12 protein-coding genes are annotated in these 12,065 nt (G+C 60.1%); 9 read left to right on the forward strand and 3 right to left on the reverse strand.

Translation table 11 applies throughout. The annotated features are described in order from the left end of the window. Positions 1-231: 231 nt before the first annotated feature. The 5 genes from NA647_RS04575 (at position 232) to NA647_RS04595 (ending at position 4,420) form a co-directional block, all read left to right on the forward strand. Positions 232-1,941: an L-lactate permease gene (locus NA647_RS04575; RefSeq protein WP_256056612.1), complete on the forward strand. Its 1,710-nt coding sequence runs from the start codon at positions 232-234 to the stop codon at positions 1,939-1,941. 158 nt (positions 1,942-2,099) lie between these two features. Further along, positions 2,100-2,267: a rubredoxin gene (locus NA647_RS04580; RefSeq protein WP_131651414.1), complete on the forward strand. Its 168-nt coding sequence runs from the start codon at positions 2,100-2,102 to the stop codon at positions 2,265-2,267. Between the two features lie 19 nt (positions 2,268-2,286). Next, a complete protein-coding gene (locus NA647_RS04585) occupies positions 2,287-3,480 on the forward strand; it encodes an NAD(P)/FAD-dependent oxidoreductase (protein WP_256056613.1) in 1,194 nt (397 codons plus the stop codon). A 145-nt stretch (positions 3,481-3,625) separates the two neighbouring features. Next, complete coding sequence (locus tag NA647_RS04590; RefSeq protein ID WP_131651415.1) at positions 3,626-3,898, forward strand: HU family DNA-binding protein; 273 nt, start codon at positions 3,626-3,628, stop codon at positions 3,896-3,898. 135 nt (positions 3,899-4,033) lie between these two features. Further along, the gene (locus NA647_RS04595; RefSeq protein ID WP_256056614.1) at positions 4,034-4,420 is read left to right on the forward strand and encodes an SCP2 sterol-binding domain-containing protein; all 387 of its coding nucleotides are present in this window, start codon (positions 4,034-4,036) and stop codon (positions 4,418-4,420) included. A gap of 158 nt (positions 4,421-4,578) precedes the next feature. On the opposite strand, the gene NA647_RS04600 is transcribed toward NA647_RS04595, so the two are convergent. The 3 genes from NA647_RS04600 to NA647_RS04610 form a co-directional block, all read right to left on the reverse strand. Continuing rightward, the gene (locus tag NA647_RS04600; protein WP_256056781.1) at positions 4,579-5,238 is read right to left on the reverse strand and encodes a DUF2931 family protein; all 660 of its coding nucleotides are present in this window, start codon (positions 5,236-5,238) and stop codon (positions 4,579-4,581) included. Then, on the reverse strand, positions 5,238-6,788 hold the full coding sequence (locus tag NA647_RS04605; protein ID WP_256056615.1) for a T6SS phospholipase effector Tle1-like catalytic domain-containing protein: 1,551 nt from the start codon (positions 6,786-6,788) through the stop codon (positions 5,238-5,240). The genes NA647_RS04600 and NA647_RS04605 overlap by 1 nt, the downstream gene beginning before the upstream one ends. Before the next feature lie 198 nt (positions 6,789-6,986). Beyond that, complete coding sequence (locus tag NA647_RS04610; protein WP_256056616.1) at positions 6,987-7,892, reverse strand: LysR family transcriptional regulator; 906 nt, start codon at positions 7,890-7,892, stop codon at positions 6,987-6,989. A 184-nt stretch (positions 7,893-8,076) separates the two neighbouring features. Here NA647_RS04610 and NA647_RS04615 point away from each other — a divergent pair, with 184 nt between their 5' ends. The 4 genes from NA647_RS04615 (at position 8,077) to NA647_RS04630 (ending at position 12,050) form a co-directional block, all read left to right on the forward strand. Further along, on the forward strand, positions 8,077-9,258 hold the full coding sequence (locus NA647_RS04615; RefSeq protein ID WP_073302831.1) for an acyl-CoA dehydrogenase: 1,182 nt from the start codon (positions 8,077-8,079) through the stop codon (positions 9,256-9,258). A gap of 126 nt (positions 9,259-9,384) precedes the next feature. Next, complete coding sequence (locus NA647_RS04620) at positions 9,385-10,608, forward strand: CaiB/BaiF CoA transferase family protein (RefSeq protein ID WP_256056617.1); 1,224 nt, start codon at positions 9,385-9,387, stop codon at positions 10,606-10,608. Positions 10,609-10,674: 66 nt separating this feature from the next. Further along, positions 10,675-11,298, forward strand: coding sequence for a LemA family protein (locus NA647_RS04625; protein WP_256056618.1), 624 nt, complete (start codon positions 10,675-10,677; stop codon positions 11,296-11,298). Next, the gene (locus tag NA647_RS04630; protein WP_256056619.1) at positions 11,295-12,050 is read left to right on the forward strand and encodes a TPM domain-containing protein; all 756 of its coding nucleotides are present in this window, start codon (positions 11,295-11,297) and stop codon (positions 12,048-12,050) included. The genes NA647_RS04625 and NA647_RS04630 overlap by 4 nt, the downstream gene beginning before the upstream one ends. Positions 12,051-12,065 lie beyond the last annotated feature (15 nt).

Genomic DNA, 12,065 nt, shown 5'->3' on the forward strand with positions numbered 1-12,065 from the left:
CAAGGTATCGGCGAGCTGACAGATGGACGGAAGATTGAGATGAAATCTGAGCGCCATTGATTGACGAGCCCCGGACGCTTTTAGCGTTCGGGGCTTTCGAGCAAGAGGGGCCGGCCAATGTGACTGATTGGTCAGTCTTTCAGGCTGACGTGGTCTCCATGTCAGCTATGCGTGGGAGCCGGGATATCCCGGAAAAGAAGTGGTTCACAACAAAAAACAAGGAACCCAACAATGAGTCAGACACTGCTGTCCATACTGGCCTTCGTGCCGCTGGTGCTGGCGGGGGTACTGCTGATCGGCTTTCGCTGGCCAGCCAAGTACGCAATGCCGCTGGTTTTCGTGCTCACTGCGTTGATCGGCCTGCTGGCCTGGGACATGACCTTCAATCGGGTCCTGGCCTCCACGCTGCAAGGGCTGATCCTCACCGCCGCGATCCTCTGGATCATCTTCGGCGCCATCCTTCTCCTCAACACCCTCAAGCATTCCGGTGGCATCGCTGCGATTCGCCGGGGATTTTCCAACATCAGTCCTGACCGGCGTGTACAGGCGCTGATCGTGGCCTGGCTGTTTGGTTGCTTCATCGAAGGTGCGTCGGGCTTCGGCACACCGGCCGCAGTGGCCGCGCCGCTGATGGTTGCGCTGGGCTTCCCGGCACTGGCCGCCGTGGTCATGGGGATGATGGTTCAATCCACGCCGGTATCCTTCGGCGCTGTCGGTACACCGATCATTGTCGGGGTCGGCGGCGGCCTCGATCAGACGGGTATCGGTGCTCAACTGGCGGCAGTGGGCAGCAACTGGGAGGTCTTCTTCCATCTGATCTTCTCGCGCGTCGCGATCATCCACGCGCTGTGCGGCATCCTGATGCCGCTGATCATGGTGTGCATCCTGACCCGCTATTTCGGGCGCAAAAAATCCTGGGCTGAAGGTCTGGCGATGGCGCCGTTCGCGATCTTCACTGGCTTGGCGTTCGTCATTCCCTATGCCGCCGCTGGCGTCTTCCTCGGCCCGGAATTCCCCTCGATGATCGGCGCCCTGGTGGGTCTGGCCATCGTTGTGCCGGCTGCCAAGGCTGGCTTCCTGCTGCCGAAGGAAACCTGGGACTTCGCCCCGGCCAGCGAGTGGCCTGCCGACTGGATGGGCAAGATCGAGATGAAGATCGAAGATGTGGCCGGCAAGACGCCCATCTCGGTACCTATGGCCTGGGCCCCGTACCTGCTGCTCGCCGCCTTCCTGGTGATCTCGCGAGTCTTCCCAGACGTCAAGGCGGCGCTGATGTCGGTCAGCTTCGGCTGGAAGGACATCCTTGGTGAAACCGGCGTGTCCGGCACCCTGGAACCGCTATTCCTGCCGGGTGGGATTCTCTGCATGGTGGTGCTGGTCACCTTCTTCCTACATCGGATGAAGGCCAGCGAACTAGGTGCGGCAATCAGCGAGTCGAGCAAGACGCTGCTTGGTGCCGGCTTCGTGCTGATCTTCACCATTCCCATGGTGCGAATCCTGATCAACTCCGGCGTCAACACCTCCGATCTGGTCTCCATGCCTGTGGCCATGGCGCAGCTGGTGGCCAACAGCGTCGGCGACGTTTATCCCTTCTTCGCTCCTGCGGTGGGTGCGATCGGTGCCTTTATTGCTGGTTCCAACACAGTATCGAACCTGATGTTGTCACAGTTCCAGTTCAACACCGCCGGCCTGCTGGGGCTGTCCGGCGCGCTGATGGTGGCGCTGCAATCGGTTGGCGCGGCGGCGGGCAATATGATCGCTATCCATAACGTGGTTGCGGCTTCGGCAACCGTGGGCCTGCTGGGGCGCGAAGGCGTGACCCTGCGCAAGACCATGCTGCCGACCCTGTATTACCTCATCCTGGCCGGCAGCATCGGCCTGATCGGGTTCTACGTCATGGGTATCACCGATCCACTGGCGGGAATCCCTAGCGCCAGCTAAAGGCATACGTGAACCCGAACGGGCGGCTTAGGCCGCCCGTTTTGTATCGTGCTGAGATCCTTCTCCGGCCGGTGGTCTATCGACGGGACTCTAGGGTTTGGTGGATCGCAGCGTTCTGGTATAGCGTGCAGCGCAACCGAAAATGATCGAGGTGAACGATGAGAAAGTGGCAATGCGTGGTATGCGGATTCATCTATGACGAAGCCGAAGGCTGGCCGGACGAAGGCATCGCCCCAGGTACCGCCTGGGAAGATGTGCCCGAAGACTGGCTGTGCCCCGACTGCGGCGTCGGCAAAATGGACTTCGAAATGATCGCGATCGGTTGATATGAACGAATCGAACAATATGGCTGCGTCGACCGCGCCACTGGTCATCATCGGCACTGGCCTGGCGGGCTACAACCTGGCCCGGGAGTATCGCAAGCACGACAGTGAGACGCCGGTTCTACTGATCACCGCCGATGACGGTCGGTCCTATTCCAAGCCAATGCTGTCCACCGGTTTTGCCATGAACAAGGATGCCGATGCCCTTGGCATGATGAGCGCCGGGCAGATGGCCATCCAGCTCAACGCCGAGATCCGCACCCATACCCGGGTGACGCGCTTGGATCCTGGCAATCGCCGCGTGTGGATCGGCAACGAGCCGGTGTCTTATCGTGATCTGGTGATCGCCTGGGGCGCGCAGACGATTCAGGTACCGGTTGCCGGCGACGCTCAGGATGCCATCTTCCCAATCAACGACCTGCTCGACTACGGCCGCTTCCGTGAAGCCGCCAGAGGCAAGCGGCGCGTATTGATCATCGGCGCCGGGTTGATCGGCTGCGAGTTTGCCAATGACTTGCTGCAGGGCGGCTATGAGGTGGAATTGGTCGCACCCTGCGAACAGATCATGCCGTCACTGCTGCCGAGGGACGTTGCGGGGGCCGTGCAGCGTGGGCTGGAATCGCTGGGTGCGCGCTTTCACCTTGGCCCGGTACTAGAGCGCCTGGACCGGAGTGGCGACGCCCTCGAAGCACGGCTGTCGGACGGCCAGCGGTTGAGCTGCGATTTGGTGGTGAGCGCCGTTGGCCTGCGCCCGCGCACTGAGCTCGCGGCGGCAGCAGGGCTCGAGGTCAATCGCGGTATTACCGTTGACCGGATGCTGCAGACCTCGGCCGAGCACGTCTACGCGCTGGGGGATTGCGCAGAGGTCGGTGGGCTCAATCTGCTGTACGTGATGCCCTTGATGAGTGGTGTGCGCGCGCTTGCACAAACGCTTTCCGGCAAGCCGACCTCGGTGGCTTACGGACCGATGCCGATCACGGTGAAAACGCCAGTTTGTCCTCTGGTGGTATCACCGCCGGCGGCTGGCAGCGACGGGCGTTGGAGCGTGGAAGGCGAGGGCAGCGACCTTAAGGCTCTATTCCGCGGCATCGATGGCAATCTGTTGGGTTACGCGCTGACCGGGGCGGCCGTGCGGGAGCGGCTGGACTTGAATAAGCAGCTGCCGCCGGTCTTGGCGGAAGTGCCTCAGCTTCTGTCGTTAAAGTCTTCTGAATGACTCGGTAAAGCGCTGGCGGGGACTGGCGCGAGTGCTAGCAGCGTGCCATGCTCCCAGTGGCACTGCCGCAGCGTAGAGCTGTTGCAGTGCTCGGAACGCTGTTTGGAAACAGCGAATACAAAAACAAAAAAGTCAGAGGCTACCCATGCGTAAACCGGAACTCGCTGCCGCTATCGCAGATAAAGCCGATCTCACCAAGGATCAGGCCAACCGTGTACTTAACGCCGTACTGGACGAAATCACCAACGCGCTCAACCGCAAGGACAGCGTCACCTTGGTTGGTTTCGGTACCTTTGTGCAGCGCCACCGAGGCGCCCGCACGGGCAAGAACCCGCAGACGGGCGAACCCGTCACCATCAGGGCCAGCAATACCGTGGCGTTCAAGCCGGGAAAGATGCTGAAAGACGCGATCAACTGATACGCGCTGCCCGGGGCCCGAGCGGCTCCGGGTCAGCCTGACCGGCCGGTCCGCTCCGGACCTGCCTGTTCCCGCACTTCCGCTGCTCAGAGCAGCCGCTACAATGCGGCACCTTCGCTAACGGTCGGCAAATTCATGAAATTTCGTTTTCTTCTCTGGATGCTGGGCCGCCTGATGGCCAAGGCCAGCCGCACCAATCCCGATTTCCAGCAGCAGCTGGGCGACAAGGACCTGACCTTCCAATTGCATACCCTGGACGGCAAGGTTGCGCGGCATTACGTCGTCAAGAATCAGCGCGTCACCAGTCATGGCGGTCCCGCTGCCGAGCCGGCTTTCGCCATCGGCTTCAAGGACAGTACCTATGGCTTCGCCGCCATGAATGCCAAGAACAAACAGTTGGCCTTTATGCAGGGCATCCAGAACAAGGACATCCAAATTCAGGGCAACCCGGCGCTGGTGATGTGGTTTCAGGGGCTGACCAAGTACCTCAAGCCGAAGAAGAAGAAACCGGAAGCCGTTTGATGGTCGAGGGGTGCGCCTGCCGTTCTGTGCGGGAATAGCGGGACGTTGAGCTTTGAGATGAGGCGCAACCGTGCAGGCTTTGTAAGCAAGCCAGCCCTCGTCTGGTTCGAGACTCACTTTTAAATTCCTGTCGGGAACATCAGCTATATGACGAGCCTCTACCAGCTTCCGTACGGGATGCCGTACTTGTCGATATAGCGCTGAGATTTCTCGTTGATCTTGTAGGCGTAGCGGCCATCTGTCTGGCCTTGAGAAGGGCCTAGTGGTTCTACTTCAGCTTGTGCGCGAGAAATCTTCACCGCATGGCCACAGCTGTTTACTACCCAAGCTTGGACTATTCCGCCCGGAGCCAATCCAAGGTAAACCGAGGCCATATAGCGCGCGCTCCGCTCAGGTGTTTCTGGGCAACGGCGGTTTACAGATGTATGCATGATTTCTCTGGCCGCTTCAGGAATTTCCACCCAGGCCCGGTAGGTCTGTGGCTCCACTATCGATTGCCAGCGCACAAAGATCCGTTTTGGCAGATCCGAGCCGACAACCCCTCTTGTATTTCCACCTACCCCATCGATCCAGCCTCTGGCCGTTTCGGTTGCATATCCCGGGTTTCCGTTGCCAATAACCCCACCGCTGCCGTGATCGAAAGATTGGCCACCAATGTCTTCGACTACGCTCGACTCGACCCAGCCGGTCATGTAGTTGGGCCCGATAAACTCAAGGCTCCACCAGCGGGCCTTCGGATCGCTCTCCGCCGACAATGGATCTGCGGTTTGGCATCCGTATAAGAGCAGCGCGCCCAGTAAGGCGATAGAAGGCTTTATCAAAATAATTTCCAGTCGGGTACGTGGGGGTGTTGCTGCCGAATCCCGTCAGGGCTTGGGGCATTGATATATATGAGGTCTAAACCGTTGGCAGATCGCGCTTTAAGCGGGTTGTTCCAATGTGCCGAGACATGAATGTAGTGACGCTTCAGCAATTCTTCTTCGGCGATGGAAGTGCTGTAGTCGCCTCTGGCAAAACGGTTGCACAGAGATTCGAGCTCCGCAGGAATTAGATATTGCGGCTCGTCAGGAATGTTTTCGAACCGTACACCCTTCCGCTTGGCCAATTCATACATAACGCGTAAATACACTCGCGACAGCTCGCCCCTGACCCGCCGCCTTAGCTGTAGTCCGGCATAAACCCGCTGTTGTCGGGGCGCCAGGCGATCTTGCGAATCCACAGGCAGCAATCGAGGCGTCGGAGTAACGATCTCTAGCATGGAGGCCGGCCAGCCTTCGTCAACCAAGCGGGCCTTGGCTTGCGAAGCGTCCCGGTAGATGGAAGTCGTCTTCACGTCAACGCCCACGCTTACCGTTAACGCCTGCATAGGGGTGACCAGCACGCATTCTTCGGCCTCGCTGAGATAGCCTCCGCCAATGTCAGAGTGCGCCCCTGGCAGCGTAATCTCGGTGTGGTCTGGCTTCACTCGGCTCAGGGGGAAGTTGGCGCGAACCTCATCGCGGGCTGCCAGTTGAACCACATCAGTGAAATATTTTCGAGGCAGGTGCAGCTTTACCCACGGGGCGATCGAGCTGCTGACATTACCCATATTTGCAAGGCCTGCTACCGCAGCGACGGTATCGAACAGTCCGATGAAGCCCACAGTAATGTCGCGCTGGTAGCGGCCGTTGAACGTAGTGCTGAAAGCTTCGCTATTTGCTTGCAGTGCAACTCCCAAAGCCCCTTCCGGGCCTCGAACAATTTCATTGGCAAAGTGCCGGGCCGCGGCCGCGCCTCGACTGAAACCGAAACTGTCAAAAGTCAGCGAGTTGATTTCGCAGTTCGGGTTTTCTTTGAAGACGCCATCGATCAGATCGGTGATACGGTCAAAGGCCTGCTGTACGCGCCCGGCGACGCCCGTGCTGCCTCGGCCTGCGCCCAAGCCCACAACGCTGTCATCCATCCCGGCCGTAGTGCCGATGCCATCGATGTACAACTTACGAAAAGCCCTTCTTTGAGGTCCGGAACCTTCCAGCGATGGAGGGGCTGAGTACAGCTCGCTGAGCTTCTTGATGTTAGTTATGTCATTTCCATAACTACTATCCGGTTCAGCCATATACGGCTTGCAGCTGGCGTCCAGGTCTTCCGGCTGAACCGGGTGGTGCGCTCCGCAGGCCAGGCCTAGCGCGGTGTTATTGGCGTTGTTGCCCGTGCCATCGAAAAACACACCGATGCGAAGCGCAAGTTTGACCTTCTCGGCGGGTTTGGCAGGCTGCCTGGAGTAACGTTCGTATTCAGCCCAGCGTTCGGCATGGATGTCGGTCGGCTCGACCTCCCTGAGTTCGGCTTCCCGCTTGGCTTTGGGAATATTGGGTACGTAACCGCTCATTCTTCTACCTGTCCTTGGTTGAAATGCTGCTGCGCCGCGTGCACGGCCGTTGGACTGCATCCATGTATGCAACGGCGTGGTGGTAGTAAGGGACAGAGCGGTAGACGTTTCAAGCGCACCGTTCACAAAGCGAAGGACCGGCGTCGTGGTTACGAGTACAAGGCGGCACATCGACTAGCGAGACGGCACCGTGCAGGCCTACGCCTGCTGCGCCATCCAAGCCCGCGCTTCGTTCAGTAGCCAGTCACGAAAAGCGTTCAGAGCAGCCGATTCCACGCGTCGCTCGGGAATCATCAGGTGATAGGCCTGATCCTCGCGACGGAACGAGTGCGGGTGTGCGATGACCAGGCGTCCTTCGGCAAGCTCGCGCTGAATCAGAAATGGCGGAATAAGCGCCACGCCCATCTGATGCTCGGCGGCCTGCGCCAGCATCGAGAACAGCTCCAGGCGGGGGCCGGTCATGTCGCGGGCGACCTTCATTCCCAGCGAATCGAACCACTGCCGCCAGGCGTAGGGACGGGTGGTTTGTTGCAACAACGGCATCTCGGCAATGGCCTGAACACTCAGCTGACCGGTGCTACCGAGCAAGACAGGACTGCAGACGGGCAGGGAGCGCTCCGGCATCAACGGGTAGGCGACGGTGCCAGACCAATCGCCATCGCCGAAATAGATCGCTGCATCGAAATCCGTGTCGGCGAATAGAAAGGGGCGGGTACGGTTGGTCAGGTTGACCGTAATTTCCGGATGCAGCGCCTGGAACTGCTGCAGCCGCGGCAGCAGCCACTGCGTGCCGAACGTCGGTACCAATGCCAGCTCGATGGTCTGCGCGCCCTGTTGACCCATCACCGACAACGTATCTCGTTCTACCGCATCGAGCTGAGTAGCAATACGACGTGCATAGGATTGTCCGGCCTCGGTCAGCTTCACGCCGCGGCGCGAGCGGCGGAACAGCTCAAGTCCAAGGAATTCCTCCAGCCCGCCGATTTGTCGGCAAATGGCGCTTTGAGTCAGCGCCAGTTCTTCGGCTGCGCGAGTAAAACTTTGGTGACGGGCTGCCGCTTCGAAGGCAACAAGCGCGGCTGTGCTGGGAATCTTGCGGCGCATTTATGCGGCTGCCTCACTAATAATCGGGAAATCAGGTGTACTAGCATAAGTCGGAATTACAAAAGCGCACAGGTGATTGCAAATTACTCGTTTGCTGCTTACCGATTCTGCTTCTAGGATCAATCCATACGAAATGCTGTGCCGGGCCCCGCCCGGTTAACTGTCTACGACTAGAGGACCATCCATGGCCGGCAAAGCAAGCTTCAATTGGATCGACCCCCTGCTGCTCGATCAGCAACTCACCGATGAAGAACGCATGGTGCGCGACAGTGCGCAGCAGTTTGCGGACGACAAGCTGGCGCCACGTGTGCTCGAAGCCTTCCGCCACGAGCGCACCGACGCAGCGATCTTTCGTGAGATGGGCGACACCGGCCTGCTCGGCGCGACCATTCCTGAAGCGTACGGCGGAAGCGGGCTGAATTATGTCTGCTACGGCCTGATCGCCCGCGAAGTCGAACGTATTGATTCGGGCTACCGCTCGATGATGAGCGTGCAGTCCTCGTTGGTGATGGTGCCGATCAACGAATTCGGCAACGAAGAAACCAAGCAGAAGTATCTGCCCAAGCTGGCCAGCGGCGAATTTATCGGTTGCTTCGGCCTGACCGAGCCCAACCACGGGTCCGACCCGGGCTCCATGGTCACTCGCGCCAAAAAGGTCGACGGTGGCTATCGCCTCTCCGGCGCCAAGATGTGGATCACCAACAGCCCGATCGCCGATGTGTTCGTGGTCTGGGCCAAGGATGACGAAGGCGCCATTCGCGGCTTCGTGCTGGAGAAAGGCTGGGAAGGCCTGTCTGCCCCCGCGATTCATGGCAAGGTCGGCCTGCGCGCCTCGATCACCGGTGAGATCGTCATGGACAACGTCTTCTGCCCAGAGGAGAACGCGTTCCCTGATGTGCGCGGCCTGCGCGGTCCGTTCACGTGCCTGGATTCGGCTCGTTATGGCATTAGCTGGGGTGCCCTGGGCGCCGCCGAGTTCTGCTGGCACACCGCGCGTCAGTACACCTTGGACCGTCAGCAGTTCGGCCGTCCGCTGGCTGCGAACCAGCTGATCCAGAAGAAGCTGGCCGACATGCAGACCGAGATTACGCTTGCCCTGCAAGGCTGCCTGCGCCTCGGTCGAATGAAGGACGAAGGCACTGCCGCGGTCGAAATTACCTCGATCATGAAGCGCAACAGCTGCGGCAAGGCCCTGGACGTGGCGCGCCTGGCCCGCGACATGCTCGGTGGGAATGGCATCAGCGACGAGTTTGGTGTGGCGCGGCATCTGGTCAACCTCGAAGTGGTTAACACCTATGAGGGCACCCATGACGTACACGCGCTAATCCTTGGCCGTGCCCAGACGGGTATCCAGGCCTTTTTCTAGGTCCTGTCCGTAGGGTGGATGACGCTTCTTTCATCCACCTTCACCCCCGCGTGGTGGATGGATAAAGCGCCAGCTACGTGCCCCGATCCGCCCTACGTTCACTAGATTTTTCGAGATCTCGACCCTATGCCCGGTGCTCTGTCGCACATCCGCGTCCTTGACCTGTCTCGCGTGCTTGCCGGCCCCTGGAGCGGGCAGATTCTCGGTGACCTTGGCGCCGAGGTAATCAAGGTCGAGCGTCCCGGCACCGGGGACGATACTCGCCACTGGGGACCTCCCTATCTCAAAGACCGGGAGGGGGCGAACACTTCGGAAGCGGCTTATTACCTGTCGGCCAACCGCAACAAGCAATCGCTGACGCTGGATTTCACTCAGCCGGAAGGCCAGCGCATCGTTCGCGAACTGGTAGAACAGTGCGACGTACTGCTGGAGAACTTCAAGGTTGGCGGGCTGGCGGCTTACGGGCTGGATTACGAAAGCCTCAAGGCGATCAATCCACGGCTGATCTATTGCTCGATTACCGGCTTCGGCAGTGATGGTCCTTATGCTCAGCGCGCCGGGTATGACTTCATGATTCAAGGCCTCGGCGGTCTGATGAGCCTGACCGGGCGGGCCGAGGGCGAAGAGGGCGCGGGCCCTGTGAAAGTCGGCGTGGCGCTGACCGATATCCTTACTGGGCTCTACGCCACGGTGGGCATACTGGCGGCGCTCAATCATCGCGAGCAGAGCGGAATCGGCCAGCACGTCGAGTTGGCGTTGCTGGATGTGCAAGTTGCCTGTCTGGCCAATCAAGCGATGAACTACCTGACCACCGGCGTGGCGCCCAAGCGCATGGGCAATGCCCATCCGAATATCGTGCCGTACCAGGACTTTCCCACCGCTGATGGCGACATCATTCTCACCATCGGGAATGACGGGCAGTTCCGCAAATTCGTCGAAGCGGCGGGGCACCCCGAGTGGGCAGTAGACGCCCGGTTTGCCACCAACAAGGCCCGAGTCGCCCATCGTCAGGAACTGGTGCCGCTGATCCGTCAGGTCACCGTGTTCCGGACCACCGCAGAATGGGTCGCGCTGTTGGAGCAGGCGGGTGTGCCCTGTGGGCCAATCAATGATCTGGCCCAGGTGTTTGCCGATCCGCAGGTGCTGGCGCGTGGGCTGCGTGTCGATCTGCCGCATCCGCTGGCAGGCAGCGTGCCACAGGTCGCCAGCCCGATTCGCTTGTCCGAGACGCCCGTTGAGTACCGCAAGGCTCCACCGGTGCTTGGTGAGCACAGCGAAACGGTCCTGCTGGAACTGGTCGGACTGAGTTTCGAGAAGATTCTGTCCTTGCGACAGTCCGGAGTAATCTGAAACCCTAACCCAGCCTGAACTCTCCAGCCGCTTGGCTATCCTTATTCCTGTACTTTGGATTTTTGGATGGACGAGCGAATCATGCAGACGCAGCGTTTACGTACTACCTGGCAAGTTACGGTTGTTCTTTTGATGTCCTGGCTGTTGGCCGGCTGCGGCATCAATAACATTCCGCAGTACGACGAGCAGGTGAAGTCGGCCTGGTCTCAAGTGGAAAACCAGTACCAGCGTCGTGCCGACCTCATTCCCAATCTGGTCGAGACGGTCAAAGGCTTCGCCCGGCAGGAGCAGGAAACGCTGACTGCAGTGATCGAGGCCCGCTCGCGGGCCACCTCGATTCAGCTTAGCGCGGACGATCTCGACGATCCCCAAAAGTTACAGCAGTTTCAGCAGGCTCAGAACCAGCTAACCGGAGCGCTGAGCCGATTGATGGCGGTGTCTGAGCGCTATCCAGATCTGAAATCCAACCAGAACTTCCTCGCCCTGCAATCGCAGTTAGAGGGCACCGAAAATCGTATAGCCGTCGCACGCCGCGACTTCATCACCGCAGTCGAGCGCTATAACACCGAGATCCGGACGTTCCCCGGCCGCATCTGGCATAGCCTGATGTACAGCGACATGCCGATCCGCGAAAACTTCGAAGCCACAGCCGAGAACGCCGAACAGGCGCCGCAAGTGCAGTTTCAATGATTCGTAAGCTCCCGCTGATCCTGGCGCTGCTGTTCTGGGCGAGCGGCCTCTTCGCCCAGCAAGCTGAGCTACCGGCACTCACCGGCAGGGTGGTGGATCAGGCCGAACTGCTCGACACCCAGGCCGAAGCGCGACTGACCAGCATGCTGGCTGCCCATGAACAGACCACCGGCGAGCAGGTGGTGGTCGTTACCGTGCCGGACCTTCAAGGCCGAAGCATCGAAGAGTTTGGCATTGCCCTGGGTCGCGAGTGGGGCATTGGGCAAAAAGATGAAGACACGGGCGCGCTTTTGATCGTTGCCCGGGATGACCGCCGGGTGCGCATCGAAGTCGGGTACGGTCTGGAAGGGCGGCTTACCGATGCGCAATCGTCGGTGATCATCAATCGAGTCATTACGCCGGCCTTCCGTGAAGGCGACTTCACTCGCGGGATTACCGAAGGCACTGCGGCGATGATCCAGGTGCTAGGTGGCGATCCGCTGCGTACTGCCGGTATGCAGCCAGCCATGCCCATGGGTGCGCAAGAACCGGGCGGGCTCGGCATCCTCGGCTTCTTTCTGATGCTTGTCGCTATCTTCGTCATCGGTGGTGGCCGAGGCGGGCGCGGCGGTGGTCGCGGCGCCGGCCGCGCGTTGCTGCTTGGTGCGCTGCTGGGCGGTATGGGTCGCGGAGGTGGTGGCGGCTTTGGTGGCGGTGGTTTTGGCGGCGGCGGAGGCGGTTTCGGCGGCGGTGGTGCTTCCGGTGGTTGGTGATCGCTCGATCGCACC

The sequence above is a fragment of the Stutzerimonas stutzeri genome (assembly GCF_024448985.1).
Classification (GTDB): Bacteria; Pseudomonadota; Gammaproteobacteria; order Pseudomonadales; family Pseudomonadaceae; genus Stutzerimonas; species Stutzerimonas stutzeri_AP.